Here is a 25,509-nt window from a genome sequence, read left to right as displayed (position 1 = left end):
TGTATTCCATTGTATACAAAAAGGACGCGTCAAAGAAGAAAAAAGTGAAGACAATCCGGTTAAAAATAATGACAAATTTCGTCGAAAGAGTTACAGTGCCGCGATATAGGTAGTTCTTTACGCTTGGGCGACTTTGTTTTGACTTACGATGAGAAGGTTCTTTTAAAGCCGCAGACAACATTTTTTTATTTTCCATGCTTGAATTTTTGAAAAGCTGTTGACAAACTTGTCGTTTTCGTGTATTATTCATTCGTTCGCTTCGGACGATTAGCTCAGCTGGCTAGAGCACCTGCTTGACGTGCAGGGGGTCACAGGTTCGAGTCCTGTATCGTCCACCAAAACACGATAATCCGAACCTTTTTCCAATTGGGAATGGGTTCGGATTTATCTTTTTTATTGGGACCTGATTCATTACGAATATATCAAGGGAGGAAGACTGGATTAGTCTTTCTCCCTGTTATTTTTGGAAAATATTACTGTTATACTTGTGGTAACGATAAGAGCTTAAAATCTTAAGATAGTTTCACGTTTTAACAATTTAGAAGCAACTCAGCAAACCCCTTCTGTGGTTATAATTTTGGTGTTATAGGAGGTTTAATTTATGATTATTACTGTCGGTTCAAAAATCAAAGACAACAAAGAAAACTCTTATATTCTTGATAGTGTTCTTGGAAGTGGCGGTTTTGGAAATGTATATAAAGCCCATAGAGAAAATGATGGCACTATTTTCGCCGTAAAAATGTTACTCTCATCTTTTGAGAGTTCAGAAAATCTTTTGTCCTTCCAAAATGAATTGCATGAGACCCTATTTATTTCATCTGATCATGTAATAGAATATATTTATGCGCATGACGGGAATACATACCCTGAGTGTTCGCCCTACATAATTATGGAATATGCGGATAGCACTCTGACATCGCTTATTGAGAATCAGAAGGAAACGGGAGTGCAATCTGAAAATATTTTCCTTCTAAATATATTCGAATTGCCTCTAAGGCTCTGCATACGGTGGAGTAGCCCATGGCCAGAAGCTTTACAATACTGCGAATGGAAGGAAACGCCTTCTTGTTGTTGCCGGCCTGCTGGAGCAGGCACAGGCAGACGCAGAAAGCGCCGCAAGGCAGCTTCCACTTGAAGATTTCGAGGGGAATCAGGGTGTAATTCTTTGCCACTGGAAGCAAGCAGGCGTAGGTGGTCTTTCCATAGCCCACGCGCCCGATCTTTTTCTGGTACTGGTAGCTACAGCCGGCGCGCTTTTGTGGGCGTTCTTGCTTAATATACGCGCTTTATTTTATTTTGCCTATCATATTTCAGCAAACATAGTGGGGCAGGACACATTTTAGTGTCCTGCCCCACATTCTTTAAACTGTTTTGGAACAATCTCCACTCAGGTCTGCAATATAGCCGGACGGATTTACTTCTGCGCGCCCAGCAGGCGATACAGGAATGCGGCCATCTGAGCACGTATGCACTTTGCGTCGGGAGAGAATGTAGTTGCGCTCGTGCCATCGGTGATACCGTTCGCAACCGCCCACGCAACCGCGTCCGAGTAGTACGCATCTGTCGGGACATCAGCAAAATTGTTGCCGCCGGCAGAAGTACCCTTAGCATACCGGGCAAGGAAAGTCACAATCTGGGCGCGCGTGCAGTCCGCATTCGGGTCAAACCTGCCGCCGCGGACACCGTTGGTGATGCCGTTTGCAACTGCCCACACAACTGCCTTTTCATAATAGCTGCCCGGGGCAACATCGGAGAATGCGTCTGTGGCCGTGATATCCGGGCTACCCGCCGCACGGTACAGGAATGTTACAACCTGTGCACGGGTGGTTTTCGCATCAGGGCTGAAGTGCGTGATGTCTGTGCCCTCGGTGATGCCGTTCGCAACCGCCCACGCAACCGCATCCGTGTAATATGCGCCAGCGGGAACATCCACAAAGCTGCCGGTGGGAGCGGCTTCGATTACCTTGAAGGATACAACAACCTTATCGGTGCTCTTTACCCCTGCAAGCTTACCGTTGGTCAGTGTAACTTCCTTACCGTTGACGGTAACCTTGTCCACTGCATAGCCGGCCTTGGGGGTTACGGTCAGCGTTCCGTTTTTCAAGGTAGCGGAACCGCCTGCGGGGTTGGTGACGGCAACGCTGTCAACTGCCGCACTACCACCGCCGCCGCCCGAGGGGGAGGGGGTTGTATTGCCATTTTGCCATGTGAGCAGTGTGCCATTGCTCCGGCGCACATCGTAGCCTGCCGTGGGCACGATGCTCTCTGCGTCAGAAACCACGATAAAGCGCTTTCCGCTTGAAACATTGTCTGCAAAGGCTGTTTTATCAACGGCAGATACCGTTTTGGGAAGCACAACCTCCGTCAGTTTGTTGTTGGCATAGGCGCGCTCCGGAATCAACTCCAAGCCGTCTTCATAGCCCGGCAGGCGGGGCTTGATCGTCAGGGACTCAATCTGATTGCTCATAAACGCCTCAATACCAATTTCTTCTGCGGTATCTGACATTTCAAGCACTTTAATCTGGTTGTTCTTAAAGGCGCGATCGCCGATGTGACCCGTGTATTTGCCCAGTTGAAGCTCTACTATTGTGTTATTTTCAAAGGCGCCTGTCCGAATGCGGTGAGTCAGCTCGGGCATGGCCACCTTTTCCAGCGCATTGTCACGGAAAGCGTATTCGTCAATGGAGCGCAACTTCGCGCTGTTAATATCCTTCAGATTCCAGCCAAAGGATTTCAGCCCAGTTTTCATAAATGCACCCGTGCCGATCGTCTCCACCGTGTCGGGCAAAACGACGGAGGTTAACTGGACACCGTAAAACGCAAACGGCGCTATCTCGGTTACGGATCCGCTGCTGCCAACCGCTGTCGGCAGCGTTAAGGCTCCACCATTTCCCATGTAACGGGTGATGACACTACCGCTCGTAATATACTGCTCGCCCTTATACTGCGTGACCGTTTCACTTCCGGCGGCTTTGCCATTGACCTTAATGGTCAATACCATACCAGCCGTCAGGTCGTTCACCGGGAGAGTAAAAAAGCCATCGCTGTTGGCTGTGGTCGTATAGGCCAGCTCCCCAGCGGTAACGGCGACCTCAGCTCCGGGCAGGGAGAAGCCGAGGATTTCCTTATCCACGTCTAAAATAGATGTGCGCAGTCTTGGGATAAGCGTATCGTAGTAAAAAGTCAGGGTGTTTTCCTGCTCCAGCTTCAGAGTAACAGGCTTGTCCGCGCTGCTGTAAATTTTGCCGTCTTTCCGGAAATCAGGCGGCGCAATGGTTACAGTCTTTCCGGTCTGGTAGAAGTTAGATACATCCTGATTCCTGCCAATGGAGGTTTGATTTACTCCGTATAGAGTGGTCTTGCCAAAAACGTCCTCTGAGTCTCTGGAATTAATCTCCATAACCGTCACTACGGCGGGATTGATAAGGTGCTGCTGGTTTACGGATGTGAGCGTGGTGTTTTTTGCTGTGTACACCTTGGCGTAGGGGAAATCCGAAGCATTGCGGACACCAAACGCCTCATCTGCAATTTCGGTAAGACTGTTGGCGTAAACCTTCATATCCCGGTTACCGTCGAAGGCAAGTTTCTCAATCTTTGTAACGCCGGGCATGGTGACCGTCATGGGGCTGGCAGCGCTCTGGAACGCTGACTCGGCAATGACCGTTACGCTTGCAGGAATCGTCAACTCCATGTCCTTGCTGTACTGGAACTTAAATGCACCTGCACCGATGGTTTTTAGTGTGGATGGGAAGGTAATGCTGCTAATTTGGTTGACCATAAAGGCGTCCACACCAATTTCTTCCACACCCTCAGGAATTACGACGCTGACAAGCTTTTTATCAGAATCCTTGCCAAAGCCGCTGAAGGCTTCGTTGCCAATGCGTTTAACTACAACGCCATCAATCTTTGCGGGAATTATCACTTTGGTTTGGCTGCCGCGATAGCCTGTTATTGTCTGCGTCCCCGCGTCAAAGACAAATGCGTTCTCATCATCAATAATCGGCGGGTCTACGTCATCGTCATCGCCGTTTTCGGTGTTTGTAGCGGCTCCTTCGGTATACAGCCAGTTGGCCTTGACGGCATAAGCGCCTGCGGGAGAAATGGAGGAGGTTGCCGTAAATGCGCCGTCATAAATGAACGACTTGTCAATGGCTTTCTCCTGGGCATCTGTGTCATAGTAGACGCCCATACACTCGGAGAACTCGTATTTGTCGTAGGTTACCGCCACATAAACGGGCTTGTCAGTCTCAATTGTAAATTCCGAAAAATCAATTGTATTCCAGGCATTGGGTGTGATGCCTTCCACTGTGCGGAAGGGGGCAAGCTCACGCAAGCGGCCTTTCTCATCATGAGCCAGCACACCCACCATGATGTGGTCGCCGCTGTAATAATTGTTCTTTACAAAAAAGATGTCAGCGCTCTTCAAAATCCCGCCCACGTGCGGTGACTGGAAAAGTACGGCTACGCCGTGCGGCCCGCTGGTAAACTGAATTGTCTGATAGTCGCCATTGCTGTCCGTAACCTCTACATAACCGTAATCAGTCTTCTCAGATATACGATCCCCAAGGAGCTGAAGCCGTATCTCCGGAATGGAGTTTTGGCCTGCGGAGAGCGTAATGGACTGTTCCACAGAACGATAGCCGTCCTTGAAGACGCGGACGGTATAGGTTCCCGCATAAGCATCTCCTGTGTAGGTTCCGGATGGATCTGTTGTGAGCACGGGCGCCATGGTATCTTCCACCAGCCGGAGGCTGGCGCCTGAGAGGGGGGCGCCATCGCTATCCATAATCTGTCCCGTCAGACTTGCGGTCTGCGCTTTCGTCATGAAAACGGGGGACACCGTAATATTGGCGGTTCCACTTGCCGCCACGCTCTCAGGTTCATAGCCGTAGGCTTCGATGTTTAAAGTATAGGAATCATTCCCGGCTGCCGCCTGTTTAATGGAATAGCTGCCGTCGATGACACTGGAATAGGTATAGCGTCCGGAGCCAGCAACTGTCACCTTCGCGCGGATGGGAATACCGGCGGTACCGTCAGATGTGCCCAAAGAATTGCCGCTGGCCTTGGCGCGAGGCTGGCCGATTCCCATCTGGTCGTTGTACCCCGTCACGTCGGACGGGCCGAAGCCTCTTGCAGCGCGCGCCTCAGTCCCCAGACTACCCTCTGGGACGAGTCCATTCGCCGCATTGGCTTGGTATTCGCCCTGCTGGCTACCGATGCTCACATTGTCGATGTGCCATCCCAGATTATAAGCGTCCAGATAGCCGCTGTCTATAACGGTGCGGAAGCGGATATCCACAGCCTTACCGGCATAGTCTTCCAGCGATGCCCCAATCTGCCACCAGGTAAAGGTCTGGTCATTGTCCATAACCGTCTCTCTGGAGATTAGCGGCAGCCAGTAAGAACTGTTTGCTTCCTTAATCTCCACTGTATAGCTGACAAATTCCGAAGAGGAATTATTTGCACAATAGGAATCAAAATAGAGATAGTCGCCGGCATTCACGGTGACAGCGGGAATCTGAAGATAGGAGTCCTGCGGCTGGGAGGGCTTTTTACCCAAAGGCGAACCCCACACATTTGTGCCGTTTTTCGCAAGGCCGCTCCACGCTGTTCGCGGCAGGAGAAGCATATCGTCCACATTTTCGGGAATATTGGGCTTGCCCCAAGCCCAGTCGTTTACCGCCTCGGAAAGAACGCCGGTTTGAAAACCGCCGTCGCTTTCCTCAAAGTCGTAGACGGCATTACCGGAATAGCTTTGATACGTAACCTCAAGTTCCTTAGAGTATGCGCCATAGTTTCCACTGAAGTCATAGGCACGAACCCGGTACACATAGGTGTTTCCGGCCTGAGCGTTCACATCCAGATAGTTTACATGGTAGTGCGATTCCGTTCTGGTTTCTTCTTCATTTTTATTAATGAACTGGAAGCTGTCTAAATTCTGATCGACGGTTGCAATTTCTTCAAATGTACCGCCAGATGTCTTGCGCTCAATGCTGTAACCGATCATATCGGTTTCTTCGTTGGCATCAAAGCTGACGCGCAGTCCTTTGCTGCTGATATTGGCATGGAGTGCCTGCACCTGATTCGGGGCAACAGTCTCGTTTGTCGTTACAGAAAAGTTATCCAGATACCAGCCGACACCTTCATCAGCATCGTGGCCATAAAAATATACGCGAATCTGCAACGGAAGCGCGTTGCCTGCGTACTTCTCCAGAGAAAAGGTGCCATGTGTCCAGTCTCTGTCGGTGATATCCGGGCGGAGAATTACATGATAAAGATCTTCCCAGGAATTTTCACTGCCACCAATCGTAGAGACCTGAATCTTTGCCTGACTGATGCCTGTAAATCCATTGTACATGTCAACGTTGAGGGATGGATGCTCCTCTGCACTCACATCACTCAGGTCAATGGGGGGCAGATAGAGATTGCTGTCAATTTTCCGGTCAAAGAACGAAAAGCCTGCGTCTATGCCGATATAGGTCGAGTTCCCGTTTCCGTTCATGCCTGCGGGCAATTCCGGCTCTGCATTCGTCTTTCGGGTGGAGAAATTCCAGCAGCCATCCATCAAAAATCCGGGCAGGCCGTTTTCGGCGTCTTCAAAATCCTGAGACCACGGAATAGTCATGCCCGGCTTGATTTCCATGTTCTTGGTAATGGCTACACTGTGATTTCCGTAGTCAACAGCCGTGACCTCCAGCGCAAGCGTACCCTTGACAAGCTCTGTTCCCGGAATGGTGTAGGCATACACGCCGTCATTCTGCAAACCGGATGCAAGTGTAAGGTCAGCCGTCTGCGCCTCTTTGCCGGATACTGTATAAGTAAGCTTGGCGCTGCGGACAGAGACATCGTCCTTAATTTGAACATTTACCTGTACATCCCGGCCAAGATAGCCCTCGTTCAGATCGAGGAACGAAGGCTCGGGCGGAGTTTTGTCATCGCCGTCTTGAAGCACGATGCCTTGGATGGTAACCGAATCTCTGCCCATAATCTTCGCAACCGCGTCATAGGCGTTTACAAGACCGTAACCATAGGCGATGTTCGGATACCCAGTATACGTGCTGTCGGTCAGCGGTTCGGCAGTCTCCTCTAAAAGGGCACGGATTTCGTCCAAGGTGTCATAAGCATCTTCCTTACCGGCTGCCTTTGCGGCCTGACGGATCAGTGCAACAACGCCTGCCACATGCGGAGCGGCCATGGATGTGCCGTTCCAGCTGACATAAGAACCGTGGGAGTCCACCGAGCGCACTTGTACGCCGGGGGCACATATCTCAGGCTTGGTTCCGGCATTTTCAAACGCTGACGGACCTTTATTGGAGAACCGACCGATTTTCTTGTCGCGGTCCACCGCGCCGACGGCCAGAACATTGGGGTAATTTGCAGGGTTGGAGACGGACCCTGCGCCGGGCACCTTATCAGAGGTATTGCCAGAAGCAAAGACCGGCACAATGCCTTCCTCTACCCAGGCGTCGACAACATCCTCAAACCATGGGTCGTCGTCATTGGCACCGCCCCATGAGTTGTTGATAACGTCGGGCTTCATTTCCAGCATCCACTCTGCGGCCGCAATTAGATCTGCTTCCTCGCCGCCGTCCACACCCATGGCGCGGGCGGTGATAAACTTTGCACCGGGCGCAACGCCGATGCGGTTGGTATTTTCCCCCTCTGCACCGACAATGGTGCCCGCAACATGGGTGCCATGATCATCAGACGTAGTGGTCTGCGGCACATCGGTTCCGTCTACAAAGTCACGATATGCGCCGCCTTCCCACTGGGAGGTGTTGGGGTTGTCCTCTTTAACAATGACTTTACCGGATGCTGGATCGTAATCCGTGTAAGCTTTTTTTAGCGCGGGGAGGTTGTAGTTCGCGCCACCGTCGATAATGCCGACGGTAGCACCGGTGCCGTCAATTGAAAACTCATCCCAGACTTTGTCGGCATGAACAAGCAAAACACCCCACTCAATGTCCCGCTCATCAGGCTGGTAGATAGATGCACTGGCAGCTTTTCGCTTGTTCTGATTGGTGTTGTCGTCCTCAACGGGCTTAATGCGCTCCACCTTGCCATTCCAAGTGATGGATTCCACATCTGCCAGCTCCGCCAGCTGATAAACTAGATCTTTGGAGTTAATCTCGGCGTGGATCAAATTGGTGATATAGAAGGATTCCCATAAGTCCACATCCCCCGATGCCTCGCCGTCTTTCAGCAAGTCCTTGGCTTCCTGCTGAGTGCTTGCCGCAATTTCTTTGCGGCTAAGCCCCTCGAAGCCATCTGAATGGAAGCGAATCATTAAATCATACGGCGCGTCTTTCCCGTTCAAAAGCTCACTTACGTATGTGCTGTCCTGCGGCACCTCCGCGGCGTATGAAGGCATGGTTACGGCGGATGCCGTCATCACCAGCGCCAACAGGCAGGACAACGCGCGTTTACCAATTGCTTGCGTAATTTTCATGTAGAGTCTCCTATTACTTTATAGTGCGCACAAGTACAAATCCGTTTTGTGAGGATTTGTACTTGTGCGCTTTTTAATTATGCTGCGCCGCTTTTCTCAGTCGGTCCAGGAGTTTCGCAGCGCTACGTCAAGCGTTGCAATTTGATAACCAACTTTGCTGAAGGTAATGGTGTAAATTGGCCATTTCCCATCCTGCCCTTTAGCAATTGCGCCACTTTCAACTGAGTCGCTTGAAAAACTCAGATCAAAATAATTGCTATAGCTGGAGTAGTATCCAACGGTGCCCAAGGCGGCGGTGTCGTCCGATGCGCCTTTTACTTTAATTGTCACCACAACGCCCGCCCAATTAGCGGAATCAAAGCTGGACCCGTCGGTTGCATAAATTTTGATTGAGGGACCGGAATAGCTGCCCGCATACAAAAGCGGCAAACCCTCCTGATTATTGTCGCTCTGCTCCATTGTTTTGTGAAGATCAATGGGCAGTACAGGCCCGTTAGGGTCGACCTCGCCGAAAGTCACCGTGAAGGTTGCATCGGGGGAACCGGCCAATTTAGCCGTAAGGGTCACGGCACTATTTTGAAGAGAGCTTGCGATGGATTTGTAAGGTATTTTCACATAATAGGTGTAACCGGATGCGTAATCTCCCTCAGAGCCTACGCTTGTTCCGTCAATCTTGTGATCTTGGAAATAGAGTTCAAGCCCCTCATAGCCATCCTCCGAGCCGCCAAGCTGTGCACTCACGGTTGCACCGGGCGTGGCATCCGTCACATTTACAACTTGAAGCGCACGGTCTTTCTTATACTTCACATCCACAGAACTGCTTTCATCATCCTCATCCGCGGATACCGTGACAGTAATCGTTTTTTCGGCACTTAACGTAGACGCACCAAGTACACTCTCGCTGATAAGCGTAATCTTCTTGTTGGCAGTATCTACGGTGTAATTGGTATCCTTGGTCAGTGCCCTTGCTCCGTCGTCATCTTCAATGGAAACGGCAAGCGCGTCCATCTCCGTCTGGTCGAAGCTGAAATTTTCCAGTGTAATGACCGGATTCTGAGCGGCATAATACCCCTTGGAGCTGTCCAGGGACAGCGCGGGCGCAGCCATGTAGGTAAGTGTAACGGTTACTGGCGCAACACCCTGGATGTTCATGGTCAGGGCAAGTTTGTCACTGCCGTACTGGGCTGCGATTTTTTCCGCAACCTTAGCGTAAGGAACGGTCAAAGTATATACATTTTCCGCCGCTGTTGCCGTGAGCGCTACGCCCTGCGCCGCCGTTTTGTCGCTGAATGTAATTGTGGCCGCTTCAATTTCCGCTTGCGGCACATTGGTAAAGGCTGCGGTTGTTGTAAAGTCCTTTTTTCGGGAAACTTCGGTATAGCTGGCGTTTCCAGCGCTGGACATACCGTTAAATTTCACGGAGCGGTCAGTGGTATAGGTGATATACACGCTGAAGGACTTTGTTCCAAAGTATAGATATCCTGAGATCGGCGTTTTAAAGCCGTTTGCCATTATCTTGGCGGAATCAATTGTGACGGTTTTATCACTGGCGTTGTATGTAAGTCCATCGCCATCTGTAAGGTTTAGATAATCCGGCCAACTTGTGGTCAGCTTTATATCGCTGCCGTCGCCTGTATAATTGGCAACCGTCACAATGGGATTTTCGTTAAAGACATATTTTTTGTCCGTCTTATTCCATGTAATCGTGATGTCCGGTGTCGGTACGGCCTCCTTGAGTTTGAGCTGCATGGTCACCGTGATGGCTTCCAAGGAATCTTTATCAATTGTTTGATCGTATTTCGCAGCGCTGGGAAGGTCGTCCAAGGTGGCTTTTAGCGTCACGGTTTTCCCTGCCGCCATCACCTCATCAGACTGCCAAGTGATAATTGCAACCTCAACAGTTCTTCCGTCGGAGAGCGTCAGCGTGACCTTCTTCGGAAGCCCATAGCCATTGAGATTATTGTTCGTGTAGGCCGCCTCGACCGGGTTGATTGGTGCATGTCCGGTAAACGTAGCGGGAGCTTCCGGCTCCTTATCCTTCCAAACTGCGATGACAGCTGTATCGGCAGTAATAGTCACCTGTTCTCCGGGAGCTTTGGAAACTGGCTGGCTGTCGCCGACCTGAACACGCCATTCCTGAAATTCCTTGCCCTCGGGGGCGGTGAAGGCGTCTGCCGCCGGCAAAGTCAGAGACTGACCGTCTGCTACCGTTGCAGCCTCTTTCGCGCCGCTGCCGCCGTTGGCATCATAAGTGACGGCATAAGAGACGGTGGGGATGTCTTCCCAGATAGCGTAGACAGTGGCGTTATCCGTAAAGGTATAGGCACTGTTTGCGCCAGCCTGCGTGCCCGAAACACTCCCGATTGCCCAAGCCTTAAACTGCTGTCCGGCGGGCGGGGTGAAGCCATTTTCAGGCAAGGTAAACGCCGTGCCTGCGGACGCCGTGCCTGCGGACATTGCGCCGCTGCCGCCGTTGGCATCATAAGTGACGGCATAGGAGACGGTGGGGATATCTTCCCAGATAGCATAGACAGTGGCGTTATCCGTAAAGGTATAGGCACTGTTTGCGCCAGCCTGCGTGCCCGAAACACTCCCGATTGCCCAAGCCTTAAACTGCTGTCCGGCGGGCGGGGTGAAGCCATTTTCAGGCAAGGTAAACGCCGTGCCTGCGGATGCCGTTCCGGCGGACATTGCGCCGCTGCCGCCGTTGGCGTTAAAGGTTACGGTATAATAGGTCTTTTGAGGACCACCACCATCGCCACCGCCGCCGCTGCTGCCGCCGCTGCTGCCGCTGCTGCCGCCGCCGCTAACGGCGGGCACCCCTACGACCGTGCTTTCTTTGGGCAGAACGTCTTTATTTCCGGCTTTTACCCCAGTCACACCATCAGCAGCCGTGACCTTTGCGCCGACTACGCCGATAATGGCGTTGCCTGCATTGGCAGCGATGTCCTTAACAGAGCCTTTGCCTTCAACCGTCACATTCTTAGCATTGATCGCGACATCAGTAACCTTTGCACCAGAATTGACCTGCACATCAGTGCCTGCGGCGTCCGGCAGGATGGTCATTTGTCCGATGGTACCTCCGACAATGGTCACCTTGGTATCGGCTGCGGTAACAATAAGCTCGGATGCATTGCCGTTGAGTACAAGATCACTGCTAACAGTGAGTTTGCCCAGCCCCGTGTTCTCCGCAGTAAGCTTGACGGCCTCATTCACATCGTTAATTACAGTCCCATTTGAAATGGTGCTGTTCTTGAGCGCTACGCTTTGAGACCCACCGCGAATAATCAAGCGGCCCTCGATGATCACACCGGACAACGCAATGCTGGCGGCGTCCATACCGTCAGCCAAAATCAGATCGCCCTTAATTGTCAATCCATTTAAAGACAGTCCGGGTTCACGCACAATGGCGTTGCCGTTAATCACGCCGTTGTCTGCGTTTTCCTTCGTAACATACATCCCCGCCATATTGCGGACGGTCTGCGCAAATTCCTGACGGAGAATTGGCGCTTTCGCATTCAGCTCGCCGCTGCCCTGGATATAGCCGGCCTTTACCATGGCGGCTACATATGGCTTTGCCCAGTTTGAAACAGGGACTATGCCAGAGATCGCATTCAACTCCGCTCCAATTACAGGTTCCAGACAATAGGCGCGAGCCATGACGACAAAAGCCGCCTCCCTCGAAATCGGGGACTGAGGGTTTAGCATCCCCGCGCTATCTCCTTGAAATATGCCCATCTGTACGCATTTTGCCATACTGGCATAGTACCATGCATCCGTGCTTACATCTGAAAACGCAGAGAGCGAGGTTGTTTTCTCAGCGCCATACATGCGACTGATGATTGCCGCCATCTGCGCTCTCGACAGCATGGCATTGGGGTTCATATTCCCATTCTTATCTCCCTGCAATAGGTCGTTTTCCACCATCCAGGATACGGCGGAGGCCGACGGACTGCTGTCTGGCAAATTGCCCGAAGAATTCGTTGTTGCCGCCATCGTGTGGGTCTGCATAAGCATAGCGCACACTAGCGCGACAGCCAAAATTTTTTTCACCCTTGTAACACACTCCTTTGTTATATTGCGCAAGTTAGTATAAGCTAACCATTTGTCATAAAAAATGCACGCTCCCACGTTATCACTGTCGGCGTACCCAAATGCGGCTTTGTGCTAAATGCAACAGTTAGCTCAGACTATCCTCCGTAATATATTATATTTTATTGGTAATGTCAAGAGTTACTCGTAAATTAGTTTGTAGTTTCTGAGGGAATGAAGTTACCCGGTAATGGAGGCATCGTTGATGCTTGTCTCCAGATGCTTCGTGTTTAGCCTTCGGCATACCACTGCCGGATTCCAGCCTTCATACCTGCCTTTCCTCCGACAGTGTACTGTTGGCTGCGGTGGGTGGTCCCAAGTGGGACGCCGTCCCGTCGGAGAAGCGGCCGGAGCGCGGTCTTTTGAAGCCGCGAAGCGCCATGGAGCTCTATACCAATATCCGGCCCGCCCGCATGTTTGCCGATCTCTCCGCCGCCTGTCCGCTTCGCGCGGATATTGCGGCGGCGGGCATAGACTTTGTGGTGGTGCGGGAACTGATTGGCGGAGTTTATTTTGGAAAGCACACCACCGAGGAACGAAACGGTGAGCAGGTAGCGACGGACATCATGGCTTACAGCGAGCATGAGATCCGGCGCATCGCCCATGTGGCGTTTCAGATGGCGCAAAAACGCCGGAAGCGAGTGACCTCTGTTGACAAAGCCAACGTACTGGATACCTCCCGGCTCTGGCGCAAGACGGTCTGCGCAGTGGCGGAGGAGTATCCAAACGTAGAGCCGCGGCATATGTACGTGGATAACGCCGCCATGCAGATTGTCCGCGATCCCAGCCAGTTTGATGTCATTGTTACCGAAAACCTCTTTGGTGATATTCTCTCCGATGAAGCCGGCCAGATTAACGGTTCCATCGGAATGATCCCATCCTCCAGTATGGGAGACGGCAGCCGTGGTTTGTATGAGCCTATTCATGGCTCGGCCCCGGATATTGCCGGTCAGGACAAAGCAAATCCCATCGGTACGATCTTGTCCGCCGCCATGATGCTGCGGTACAACTTTGGCATGGCGGAAGAGGCAGACGCCGTGGAGGCGGCGGTAGAGACGGTACTGCACACTGGTTATCGCTGCGGCGACATTATGGATCAGGGTGGAACTTTAGTGGGTTGCCGGGAAATGGGCCAACGGATTCGTGAGCTTATTTAGGACTTACTAGATGATCTTAATTTTAAGACCACGTGGAAAAATGTTGACAACTGTAACGCTTATTGCTCAGCTTGCCGACTCCTTCTTTTTCGTCCTCTACCTGTTTTGCATCTGCATATTGACAATTATAAATGCGCCCCCTATAATTAGACTGACGTTCAGTCAAATTATAGGGGGCCATAGTATGCGAACCATTAAAAACGCAGATGTACGTAGAAATGAAATCTTAGATGCCGCCGAAGAACTTTTCAATCTCAATGGCTTTGACGCAACAACAATAAGCGCCATTATAGAAAAAGCCGGAATCGCACGGGGAACGGTATATTACCATTTTAAATCAAAAGAGGATGTTTTAGACGCTCTGATAGAGCGGCACTGCGAAAGGCTGTTAAAAGAGGCCGAACAGATAGCCGCAGACACCAGTCTTCCGGTTATGGAGCGGCTGTTACAAACCCTCATGGCAATGAATGGCGATAGGGGGGGCGCGCCCAGTGTAATTACCCAGCAAATGCACCGGCCGCAAAACGCCTTGATGCACCAGAAAACGCATCAGACAATGCTGGAGGCCATCCCGCCTATCCTGATGAGAATTATTGAGGACGGCATAAAAGAAGGCTTATTTCATACACCATATCCCTATGAGAGCCTGGAAATGATCGTCGCTCATGTTAACACAGTTTTTGATGATTACTCCGAAAAGCTCACAGGAAAAGAACTGTTAAACAGAATCAAAGCATTCATTTTTAATCTGGAACGACTCTTTGGTGCAGCACCGGGAAGCTTTGACAGCGTGGCCGTGTTGTTTCATACAGACGGTGGTGCTGATGAATAAAACCGGAAACAGCGCTTTTCTAAAGTTCGTTCTGCTGTGTTCCGGTAGTTTTGTGGCTGCAATTGGAAGCGGTATTACTTCTTTCGGGCTTGGGGTATATGTGTTTGAAAAAACCGGGCTTGCGTCCTCCGGCACACTGATTACCCTGCTGGCTTTTCTGCCAGGGCTTCTGCTTGCTCCCTTTGCCGGAGTGCTTGCGGATCAATATGACCGCAGACTTTTGATGATTCTTGGAGACGGTCTTTCCGCCTTAGGGCTTGTGTATATTCTAATTTGCATGTCGGCTGAAGAAGCACAGCTTTGGCAGATTGGTATAGGCGTAACGATTAGTTCGGTTTTTTCTTCCCTTGTCGAGCCCTCGTTCAGAGCCACGGTAACAGACCTTTTGACCGAGGAAGAATATTCAAAGGCCAGTGGATTAGTGCAGCTTAGCGGCTCCGCAAAATTTTTGGTTTCACCGCTTATAGCCGGCTTCCTTCTTCGGGTTTCCGATATAAAGCTTTTGCTCATGATTGATATTTGTACAATCTTCACAACTGTGGCGGTTACCTTTGCGGTACGCAAAGGACTTGTTTCCAAGGCGTCAAAGACGGGAAGTTCCTTTCTCGAGGAATTTCGAACAGGAATATCGGCGCTTACAAAAAACAGAGGCGTACTTGCGCTGGTGCTATCCGGAATCGGAATTTCTTTCTTTCTGGGGTGCATTCAATCTCTCTATACCCCTATGATACTTGGGTTCACCGACAGTTCGGCACTTGGCGTTGCCACAACAGTCTCAGCCTCCGGGATGCTGGTAAGCAGCCTGCTTTTGGGCATGATATCAATAAAAAAGGGCTTTACCAAGGTTCTCTCCGCTTCACTTTTTGGGGCAGGGATCTTCATGGCGGGCTTTGGTCTTAGAGAAAACATTATTTTAATCTGCAGCTTTGGCTTTCTCTTTTTCTCTATGCTGCCCTTTGCCAACATGAGCCTGGATTATCTGATACGCACCAACATTCCCAACGATGTACAGGGCCGGGTTTGGGGGTTGATCGGAATTATTTCACAGCTTGGTTATGTGCTTGCTTACAGCACCTTGGGGCCGCTTGCGGACTTTGTGTTTATTCCCATGCTAACTCCAACAGGCTTGCTGTCTGGAAGCGTGGGAAAGATAATCGGCACGGGAAGCAGCAGAGGGATTGGACTGCTCATGATTCTTGCAGGCTTCTTGCTCTGTGTAGCCGCCATCCTTTTGTATCATATAAAGTCTATCAGAGAATTAGAGAACGGGGGTGACGTATGTATCGAAAGTTGATCACAAATGATATCAAAAAAAGCAGGCTTATTTCAATAACGATTACCGTATTTATTCTGTTAGCGTCACTGCTCACTTCCCTTGCGGCAATGCTTTCTGTAAGCCTATTCACTGCAGTTGACGGCATGATGGAACATGCGAAAACACCCCACTTTTTACAGATGCATTCCGGTAAGATAGATACACAGCAGCTTTCAAATTTTGCGAAGACACAAGGAAATGTGGAGGATTTGCAAATTACACCCTTTCTTAATATAGAGGGGGCGGAAATTGTTATCGAAAAAACTCCGCTTGCCGATTCGATACAGGATAACGGACTTTCGGTGCAAAGTGAGCGCTTCGACTTTCTGCTTGGCCTAAATGGAAATATTATTTATCCGGCAGAAGGAGAGATTTATGTTCCCCTTTATTATATGAAAAGTGGTCAGGCAAATCTTGATGACAGCGTGGTAATCCACGGCGTATCCTTTACGGTAGCCGGATTTCTGCGGGATTCCCAGATGAACGCTTCGATGATTTCCTCCAAGCGTTTTCTTGTGAATGCGACTGATTTTGAGCGACTTAGAGAATTTGGAAAGCTTGAATCTCTCATAGAGTTTCGCCTAACTGACCCCTCCTCTGTTTCCTCATTTGAAGCGGCGTATCTTTCGGCAGGCCTTCCGGCTAATGGACCGCCTGCCATCACCTATTCGCTGTTCAAAATGGCAAACGCCATCGATGACGGGATTATGATTGCGGTGCTGATACTGATCAGCGTGCTTGTTATTGTCGTGAATTTTCTGTGCATCCGGTTCACATTGCTTGCCAAAATTGAAGAGGATTACCGGGAAATTGGTATGCTAAAGGCCATCGGCCTGACGCCCCGCCGTATCAAGCAGCTCTATCTGGCGAAATACAGTGCGCTTGCAGGAGTTGCCTGTGCTGCCGGATTTGTATGTTCCATACCTGCAAAAGAACCCTTCTTAACAAATATCCGTTTATATATGGGCGAACCCGGTGACGCTCATCTGGGGATAGTATTGGGGATGCTGGGCGCAATGCTTATCTTTTTTGTGGTGATCTTATATGTGGAAAGCATTCTGCGCCGTTTTAAAAGAATATCGGCAGCGGAGGCGATCCGTTTTGGTGCACCGCAGGAAAAATCAAAAGCGGCAAGAGCTTTCGGCTTGTCTGTCAGCCGGACGCGTTCTCCTAATATTTTTCTTGGCTACAAAGATGTTATGTTACGCAAAAGGCTTTATATCACCATGCTTTTGGTGTTGGTCATTTCCTCTTTTATGATGATTGTGCCGCAAAATATCTACAATACCATTTCTCAGCGCAGCTTTATGACCTATATGGGCGTCGGCGAATGCGATATGCGAATTGATATTCAGCAAACGGACAATATCATCGCAAAAGCAGAGGAGATTGCAAGCTTTATGGCCCAGGATTCAGACATAGAAGAATACACCGTGCTGACCAGCTATCTGTTTGATATGCCCACGGAAGACAGCTCGGTCGGCAAGCTCAAGGTGGAGCTGGGCGATCATTCCGTATTCCCAATTGCGTATTCCGCCGGAATAGCACCACAGAGCAGCGCAGAAATTGCCGTCTCAAAGTTTGTCGCGGAGGACTTGGGAAAAAGTCTGGATGACATCATTGTGTTAATTGTTGACGGGCAGGAAAAACCGTTTACCATATGCGGTATCTATTCAGACATTACAAACGGCGGGAAAACCGCAAAGGCTGTTTTTGATATCGGCGACGGCAGCGTTCTTTGGAGCATCCTGCCGGTGAAGCTTCAAAGCGGAGTCAATGCAGACGAAAAGGCAGCACAGTATAAAGGGCACTTTCCTGATGTTAAGGCGGCGAACATTGACGCGTATATCAACCAGACCTTTGGCGGAATTACCCAAGCAGTTCAAAAGGTTTCCTATGCTGCCATAGCTGCGGCTGCTACGCTCACGATGCTGGTGACACTCCTCTTTATGAAAATGCTGCTGACAAAGGACCGCTATTCTATCGCCGTACTGAAAACGCTAGGGTTCAAGACATCTGAAATTCGCCTCCAGTATTTATCAAGGGCATTTGCTGTTCTGATTGCCGGTATATTGATCGGCACAATTTTAGCAAACACATTGGGAGAACTGGTGGGTGCCGGACTAATCGCAGCCTTTGGCGCCTCCACTTTCCAATTCGTGGTTAACCCAATGTTTGCGTATCTATTTTCACCGATTTTTATGGCGGTTTGCGTGGGTCTTGCAACACGACTAAGCGTCTCCGGTATTTCCACACTGAAAATATCGGAATATATCAAGGAGTAGGCTTATGAAGAAAATAATCAGCGGAAAAAACATTGTAAAAGCCTTCGGAAAGGGGAACGAGAAAACCAATGTCCTCAATAATGTAAGCATAGAAATATCCGGCGGGGAATTTGTTGCAGTGATGGGGCCGTCCGGCTGCGGAAAAACCACATTGCTCTTCGCTTTAAGCGGCACTGACACGATAGACGCAGGAACAATCGAATTTGCCGGACGAGAGTTATCAGAATTAAGCGAAGATGAACTTTCCGATATGCGCAGGAGAAAGATGGGCTTCATATTTCAACAGCCCACGATGCTCAAAAATCTGAATATTCTTGATAACGTTATTCTTTCCAGCCTGCAAGACAACAAAAACCAAAACAAAAGTATCATCGAAAAAGCAAAGAAGCTGATGAAAGACACCGGCATATCCAGTCTTGAGGGTAGAGACATCAGCGAGGTGTCAGGCGGTCAGTTGCAGCGTGCGGGTATCTGCCGCGCCCTTATGAATGAGCCGGAAATTCTGTTTGCCGATGAGCCTACCGGTGCGCTCAACTCTAAAACCGCAGAGGAGATCATGGAGATTTTTACATCTGTTAACCAAAAGGGCACCGCTATCATGCTGGTGACTCATGACGCAAAAGTAGCTATCAGAGCAGAAAGGGTGCTGTTTATGAAAGATGGAAGAATCGAATCGCAGCTTTTTTTAGGGAAATTCGATAGACATACTATAAAGGACAGAATGAATCAGATTGCTTTAAAGATACAGAATTTTGATATTTAGTTCTCTTTTTGAAATTGAATCTCGGCAGAATATCTTGCGTGAAGACCTATGGCCGGAAAGTTGTGGCGGTGCCATCCGATGAAACAGCTATACTGTTGCTGAATCTATCCGAACCGAAGCCATACTTATCGGAGCCTTTCCAACAGCCGCGTGAAGGTCATGCGTTCAAACCGTGTCGCTTTTCCGCCGTCGTCCTCCAAAAGCAGATCTTGCAGATTGGAAACCGCCGCTGTCCAGATTGGGAAAATTCCAAAGCAGGGATATCTAAATAATCTCATTTAGCCTGCCTGTGCCACAGCGCAAAGCTGTGGCACTTTTGTATTTCCCCGTATCGTAATTTAAGAAGTCCGTTTAAACCTTGTTGTACTTGTATTTCTGATTACTTATTTTAATATGGCTCTCGCCAAAAGAGCATCGAACGCAAAGAAGCGTGTGCTTTCCGGGAACAGGCCTTAAAAAGCAACGCTATATGCTCCACTTTGGATCGCACTGAGGGTCTTCTATGTTCCGCCTTCCTTACGGCATACTGCCCACTGAGGCTCATTTATTTATTCATATGCTTAGCTTACTATGTCCGGCCCGGATTCTGTACTGGGTTTTTCTGTAAGGTGTTGGTCTAGATACCTGCTTCGGATATCTTAAAAAATCCAATTGTGAGATCCTCATTGTTTTTTAATAATGGTGATTTGTTTTTGAATTTTTGATCAAAAAATGAATCAAATGGTTTAATCCTTTCAAAACAAAGCACTTGCGGGGAATTTCCCCTTGAATTTGATTTAGATTTAAATTGAATTGAAGTTTTTGCACAAAGCATAAAGAAGGAGTAAAGATATGAGCTGTTGCTTAGAAAAATCCTATAAATATTGCGATTTTATGAAGTTTAATATATTAAAAGCCGTTTTCAAGGCTTGGCATGATTTTTGCTGTATAATTTTGTTATAATGATGAGCAATTGCGCCTAGATGCTCCGAGCGGCTGCATGGACGTTCTATGGCGGAAGTTGCGCATTCTTTATTGCTGTATTCTGCCTGATTCAAGGTAGCCGGGAATCCCCCCAGTGTTTCTGCTGCGTGCATCGAATCTGATAGAATACACTATTATTATCATTCAGGAGGTATTCATGTGAGCTTGAAGGTCAAATATCTTGGCTGGGCAGCATTCTTGTTGACAGGGCCAAGTGGGACCACGGCCGTAACAGACCCCTATCTCTTTGGAAGCGAACAGACCAAGGTTCCCCCCAGTCCTGTAAAGCCGGAGGATGTCAAGGTCGATCTCGTCATTGTCAGCCACTGCGCGGGAGACCACTTCGGACAAGCTCTTGAGATTCTCGCCAACTCTGACAGTACCAAACTTCTGGGCGACCACAGTACACTCTGTCTGGCAGAGCGCGCTGGCTATGGAGGGACCTGGGACCCCCGCATGGAACTGACGACCAGCGGTGCCACCTACGTGCAGGGAGATTTTACGATTCATGCGGTGGATGCACGGCACATTGCGTTTAAGCATTTTCCGGACGGCTCATATATGACAGGAGAACCCCTTTGCTATATTATCCGCGTTAAGGATGGCCCCACCTGCTTCTTTGGCGGGGATACCTCTTTGACATACGACATGAAACTCTGGGGTGAGTTGTTCCATCCGGACATTGCGTTCATCGGTATCGGCGGTGTAGATTTACAGGGACGCAGTCTGGATGAAATGGATCCTCCTGCCGCCGCCATCTGCGCAGAAATGCTGGGGGTGAAAAAGGTAATTCCTATGCACTACCGAACACAGTCGTATCTCGATGACTTCCGGCAGCATCTCTCCGTTCGCTGTCCCGGATGCGAGTGCATTGCCATGAAAGCAGGTGATACCATTTTACTGTAAGAGACGATTCCTCGGCGCCTGTTTCAATCTGCCATTCTGGGAAAACATCTGGTATAAAAGAAATTTTGGAGGAACACCATGAAGAAAAAAATGTTGACAATTTTTGCGCTGACTCTGGCCGTTATGATGCTCTGCACTTCCTGCGGTCTCAGCGGAGCCCCCGCGGAGAGCACTCCCGATTCCAGCAATTCCGAAATCACCGTGGGTCTGGCCCGTGACATTTACGAGATTCCTGACTATACCAACACCGCTGCCGCCGGCACCAAGATTCTGCGTCTCTCCGTTTCCATGGGTGCGTCCGACTACGGCACCTCTGCCTCCGGCATGATGTTCAAAACCTTTGTTGACCGTCTGGAAGAACTGTCTGATGGCAAGATGGTGGCGCAAGTGTTCCCTGCCAACCAGTTGGCCTCTGGTACAGATGATATCGTCAATGGTCTGCTGACCGGTGCATTTGAAATGTCTGAGGTCGGACAAGCCAACTGGGGGGACTATACCACCGCCTTTACCCCTCTGAACGTTCCCTTCCTGTATTCCTCCAACGAGACCGCATATGCCGTGATGGCCAGCAAAGAGGGCGATTCCATGCGCCAGCAGCTTCTGGAGGATACGGGCATCCGCGCCCCCGGCTTTATGTATCTGGGCATGCGGACCATCACAAACAACAAGACGGAAATTCACAGCCCCGCCGACATGAAAAGCATGAAAATCCGGGTGCAGAACGATCCCACCCAGCTCTCCACCTTCGAGGACTTGGGTTGTTCCGTGATGACCACCTCTTTCTCTGAGTTGTTCACTGCTTTGCAGCAGAAGCTCTGTGACGGACAGGACAACCCCATTATTACCATTGTGTCACAGAAATTTTACGAGGTTCAGCATTACATCACCATGCTGAACCATCTGCCCAACATCTCCCTGTTCATCATGAGCGATGCCTATTATCAATCCCTGTCCGCAGAGGAACAGGGCTGGATCGATCAAGCGGCGGCGGAGGCAAGCACAGCCTGCTATGAAACCCTGCTTGCGACAGAGAACACCCTGATTGACCAGCTTACTGAGTACGGCGTTGAAATTACCTACTTGACCGACGATGAGTATCAGGTATTTGCAGACTCTGTGAGCAAAACCTGGGGACTGTGCGAGCAGACGATGGGGACCCAGGCGTGGAACGAACTGCTGACGCAGGTGGATGAGATCGAGGCCTCTCAGAACTGATTGAACGCCGGCATTTATTTCTAAATTTTTTAATGGGAAGGAGCTCCTATTGTGCGAACAGAAAAAAACTGGGCCAAGGAAATACTGATGCACTTTGAAACTTACATCGGTCTGATTGCATTTCTTTACATTACGGTTGTCCTAACGACACAGGTGGTTGGCCGCTATGTGTTTGGCCATTCCTGGGCCTGGATTGAGGAAACCTCCATCATCGGCTATGTGGTTCTGATTTACTGCGGCGTTTCCGGTGCCGTGACGACCCGGCAGAATATGCGAATTGACATGGTCCTGTCCATCGTGCCGTTCAAGCCGAAAAAGACCATGATGATTCTGGATACAGTCATTCATGCGGCGTTCTCTGCGTGGTTATCCTATTTTATGTATCAGATTATTCTGAACATGATGGTTTTGAAGCAGGTCTATTCTGTGACCCGTATGCCCCGCATCTATGTGTATATCTTTATCGCCGTAATGCTGGTCCTCAGTGTGATCCGGGCTGTTCAAGAAGTTATTAAGCTCGCCAAGGAGCAGGAGCATGAATTGGGCAAGGCAAAACCGGCATTTGATTTGGATGCCATCTGGGAAGAAGGCAAGCGGGTCCGCGAGGCGTATCTGGCTGAACATCCCGAGGCGGGAAAGGAGCGCAACAAATGATTGCAGGCATTTTTATTCTGATGTTCGCACTGCTGTTTTTGGGCGTACCCATCGGTTCTGCCATTGGTATCCCCGTGGCAGCGCTGATCGGAGTCACCCAAGTTACCAGCTTTGAGTACATCGCACAGTTCCTCTATACCAAGATGGCCGACTTCACCATGCTGAGCCTGCCGTTCTTCCTGCTGGCCGGGGACATCATGGACGGAGGCGGACTTTCCAAGCGCATGGTTGGCATTGCGGACGCCCTGATCGGCAACGTTACCGGCGCGCTGGGCATGATCACTATTGTGGCTTGTATGTTCTTCGGCGCAGTTTCCGGTTCCGCGCCGGCCACCGTAGCCGCCATAGGCACCATTATGGTTCCCCAGATGGTTCACGAGGGCTATGACAAGGGCTACGCCATCGGCTTGACCTGCGTGGCCGGCGGGCTGGGTATCATTGTCCCGCCTTCCTTCCCCATGGTCTTGTACGGCGTCACCAACGGTGTCTCCATCGGAGATATGTTTTTGGCCGGCTGGGGTCCAGCCTTTGTGGTGGGCGCCGTGCTGATAATCATCAACTATTGGCTCTGCAGAACACGCAACTACAAGAGTCCCATTCCCAAGGAAACCAGCCTGAAAAAGTTCGGTGCGGCGCTGTGGGACGGCAAGTGGGCTCTTTTCATGCCCGTGCTTATTCTGGGCGGCATCTATTCCGGAGCATTCTCTCCCACTGAGGCCGGCGTGGTCTCCTGCGTGTATGGCCTGATTGTAGGTCTGTTCCTGTACAAAGAGCTGGACATCCGCACGATTATTCCCATGTTCAAAAACAAGGTCAATTTTCTGGGCGGCATGATGTTCTGCTTTGCGCCTGCGGGTGCTCTGGGCGCGGTGTTTGCCTATTTGGGCTATACCACTGCGATCAAGAACTTTTTCCTAAATATTTCTACCAATCCCTACATCATCGTCCTGCTGATCTATGCTTTCCTGTTTATTGCGGGGATGTTTGTTCAGACCGCACCCATCATCGTCATCATCTCTCCTCTCCTTCTGCCAGTTGCCACGGCGGTGGGAATCAATCCCATTCACTTTGGCATCATCATCACGCTGGCACTGGCCGTTGCCTTTGTCACGCCGCCTGTTGCCACCAATCTCTTTGTAGGCGCCTCAATGACCGGCATCAGCATCGACAAGATATCCAAAGCTGCCGTACCCTTTATTGCAGGCTTGGTGCTAGCTGAGATCATCGTGGGCTTTCTCCCCGGAATCAGCATGATGATGGTCAACCTGTTCGGCTGAGTATGTTGCAGCCCGGAGAGCTGTCTCGTTAGGGACAGCCCTCCGGGGCCCCAACCTTTCACGGAGAACAATGGCAATCTCTCGTTTTTTGAAACCGCGTGATCCGCACAACTATGCAGACAACAAGGACGGTGGGGCCTCCATGTAACGCATAATGCTGCTGTTCCTGACGGAATTACTTGAAAAAAGAAGGGAAGTTATTATGCGGGGTGCGGATATCCTGGGGCGTACGTCTACATGCAATCCCGCGTTCAACGTGGCCTGCGTGGCTTTCCCGTAAGCCGATCTGAGCTGGCAAAAATTCAATATTGCAATGTGAGGAGCGGAATATGAAAATTATAGAACCTGAAAAAAAATATAATTTCTGGTTGCGAGGCGGACATGTAGTGGACCCTTCCCGGAACATCAATGCAGAAACGGATATTCTCGTCACTAACAGCCGGATCGTGCCGCTGCCCGAAAGCGGCACTGTTGAGCCCTCAGATGTCAAGGAAATTATTGATTGCTCGGGGTGCTATGTGTTTCCCGGTCTCATTGATCACCATGTCCATTTCTCTTGGAACACCTCCGGGATCGCGCCCGATCTGTTCTGCCTTCCCAGCGGCGTCACTGCCGCCTGCGATGCAGGCAGCATTGGCACCAATGCATTTGAAAACTTTGTCCGCAATCGCCTGATGCCCGCCACTACCACCCTGAAAGCATCCATAAACGTAACCACCGGTGGTCTAGCCGGAGCAGGCTATATGGAAAATATCAGCCCAGAACTCTATGATGTGCGGGCAATGGAATACCTGTTTGAACGGTATCGCCCGTATATTTACGGACTCAAGCTGCGCATTGGGAAGGACATCTCGGAGAGGCTGGGCCTAAAACCCTTGGAGGAGAGCGTAAAGCTGGCACGCAGGTTCGATACGCGGCTCTCCCTCCACGCCACCTATCCGCTGGAGCCCGTCCAGGAGATCGTTTCTCTTATGGGGACTGGCGATGTGCTCTGCCACACCTTTCAGGCGATGGGACCATACAGCATTTTGGATCAGAATGGCCGGATCTATCCAGAGGTCTGGAGTGCCAGAGCGCGCGGAGTTCTATTTGACAGCGCCCAGGGACGTGTCCACTGCTCCTTCTCTGTGGCGAAAGCCGCTATTGAACAAGGGTTCCCGCCCGATGTCATCAGCACGGATCTGATTACGTTCAGCGCTTATCAGGAACGACTGTTTTCTCTGCCAGTCACCATGTCCAGATTCTTGGCGCTGGGAATGCCTCTGTACGACGTGGTTCGTTGTTGTACACAGACGCCTGCCGCCCTCATGGGAATGGCTGGTGAGATCGGCACCCTAAAGCCTGGCGCACTGGCGGATGTTGCTGTTATGAAGATGGTCCGGCACAACTTTGCATTTCAGGATTTCTACGGAAATAGTTTACCTGCATCAAGGATGCTTTTGCCCCAGATGACGTTGAAGGCTGGACGCACCTGCTACCGCAGCATTGAGTTCACCAGCATGTTGCGCTGAGGAAGTTACCCGCCAGTCCACACTGCTCGCCCTTTCGGGCAATGGTAGGCGGGGGAGGTTTTCAGCGTCCGCGCAACCTCGTAGGATGTG

The 25,509-nt window shown here is 50.3% G+C and carries 14 protein-coding genes and 1 tRNA gene; 12 read left to right on the top strand and 3 right to left on the bottom strand.

Annotation, left to right across the window (positions count from 1 at the left end):
• Positions 1-261 precede the first annotated feature (261 nt).
• Both RTU96_RS05830 and RTU96_RS05825 read left to right on the top strand, forming a co-directional pair.
• Positions 262-338: transfer RNA gene (locus RTU96_RS05830), tRNA-Val, on the top strand.
• A 263-nt stretch (positions 339-601) separates the two neighbouring features.
• Complete coding sequence (locus RTU96_RS05825) at positions 602-1,135, top strand: protein kinase domain-containing protein (protein ID WP_312635508.1); 534 nt, start codon at positions 602-604, stop codon at positions 1,133-1,135.
• Positions 1,136-1,414: 279 nt separating this feature from the next.
• On the opposite strand, the gene RTU96_RS05820 is transcribed toward RTU96_RS05825, so the two are convergent.
• A complete protein-coding gene (locus RTU96_RS05820) occupies positions 1,415-8,449 on the bottom strand; it encodes a S8 family serine peptidase (protein ID WP_312635507.1) in 7,035 nt (2,344 codons plus the stop codon).
• Positions 8,450-8,545: 96 nt separating this feature from the next.
• Positions 8,546-12,580 carry an S-layer homology domain-containing protein gene (locus RTU96_RS05815; protein ID WP_312635506.1) on the bottom strand — a complete coding sequence of 1,345 codons (4,035 nt, stop codon included), beginning with the start codon at positions 12,578-12,580 and terminating at the stop codon, positions 8,546-8,548.
• Between the two features lie 170 nt (positions 12,581-12,750).
• On the opposite strand from RTU96_RS05815, the gene leuB reads away from it, so the two are divergent.
• From leuB to RTU96_RS05790, 5 genes are all read left to right on the top strand, one after another.
• Entirely contained in the window at positions 12,751-13,698 is a 948-nt protein-coding gene (gene leuB, locus RTU96_RS05810) for a 3-isopropylmalate dehydrogenase (RefSeq protein ID WP_312635505.1), read from the top strand.
• A gap of 184 nt (positions 13,699-13,882) precedes the next feature.
• Positions 13,883-14,530: a TetR/AcrR family transcriptional regulator gene (locus RTU96_RS05805; protein WP_312635504.1), complete on the top strand. Its 648-nt coding sequence runs from the start codon at positions 13,883-13,885 to the stop codon at positions 14,528-14,530.
• Positions 14,523-15,824, top strand: a complete 1,302-nt coding sequence (locus RTU96_RS05800) for an MFS transporter (protein ID WP_312635503.1) — start codon at positions 14,523-14,525, stop codon at positions 15,822-15,824. Before RTU96_RS05805 ends, RTU96_RS05800 begins: the two co-directional genes overlap by 8 nt.
• The gene (locus RTU96_RS05795) at positions 15,809-18,130 is read left to right on the top strand and encodes an FtsX-like permease family protein (protein ID WP_312635502.1); all 2,322 of its coding nucleotides are present in this window, start codon (positions 15,809-15,811) and stop codon (positions 18,128-18,130) included. Before RTU96_RS05800 ends, RTU96_RS05795 begins: the two co-directional genes overlap by 16 nt.
• A gap of 4 nt (positions 18,131-18,134) precedes the next feature.
• The gene (locus RTU96_RS05790) at positions 18,135-18,893 is read left to right on the top strand and encodes an ABC transporter ATP-binding protein (RefSeq protein WP_312635501.1); all 759 of its coding nucleotides are present in this window, start codon (positions 18,135-18,137) and stop codon (positions 18,891-18,893) included.
• Between the two features lie 125 nt (positions 18,894-19,018).
• On the opposite strand, the gene RTU96_RS05785 is transcribed toward RTU96_RS05790, so the two are convergent.
• Positions 19,019-19,171, bottom strand: coding sequence for a hypothetical protein (locus tag RTU96_RS05785; protein WP_312635500.1), 153 nt, complete (start codon positions 19,169-19,171; stop codon positions 19,019-19,021).
• Positions 19,172-20,015: 844 nt separating this feature from the next.
• Here RTU96_RS05785 and RTU96_RS05780 point away from each other — a divergent pair.
• The 5 genes from RTU96_RS05780 (at position 20,016) to RTU96_RS05760 (ending at position 25,419) form a co-directional block, all read left to right on the top strand.
• A complete protein-coding gene (locus tag RTU96_RS05780; protein WP_312635499.1) occupies positions 20,016-20,762 on the top strand; it encodes an MBL fold metallo-hydrolase in 747 nt (248 codons plus the stop codon).
• A 78-nt stretch (positions 20,763-20,840) separates the two neighbouring features.
• Positions 20,841-21,977 carry a TRAP transporter substrate-binding protein gene (locus RTU96_RS05775; protein ID WP_312635498.1) on the top strand — a complete coding sequence of 379 codons (1,137 nt, stop codon included), beginning with the start codon at positions 20,841-20,843 and terminating at the stop codon, positions 21,975-21,977.
• A 51-nt stretch (positions 21,978-22,028) separates the two neighbouring features.
• On the top strand, positions 22,029-22,631 hold the full coding sequence (locus tag RTU96_RS05770; RefSeq protein ID WP_312635497.1) for a TRAP transporter small permease: 603 nt from the start codon (positions 22,029-22,031) through the stop codon (positions 22,629-22,631).
• A complete protein-coding gene (locus RTU96_RS05765; protein WP_312635496.1) occupies positions 22,628-23,908 on the top strand; it encodes a TRAP transporter large permease in 1,281 nt (426 codons plus the stop codon). The genes RTU96_RS05770 and RTU96_RS05765 overlap by 4 nt, the downstream gene beginning before the upstream one ends.
• 329 nt (positions 23,909-24,237) lie before the next feature.
• On the top strand, positions 24,238-25,419 hold the full coding sequence (locus RTU96_RS05760) for an amidohydrolase family protein (RefSeq protein ID WP_312635495.1): 1,182 nt from the start codon (positions 24,238-24,240) through the stop codon (positions 25,417-25,419).
• The last annotated feature ends 90 nt before the right edge of the window (positions 25,420-25,509 follow it).

This window comes from Oscillibacter sp., from assembly GCF_032018205.1.
Taxonomy (GTDB): domain Bacteria; phylum Bacillota; class Clostridia; order Oscillospirales; family Oscillospiraceae; genus Oscillibacter.
Note: the sequence above shows the minus strand (reverse complement) of the source record. Positions and strands in the feature narration are given on the sequence as shown.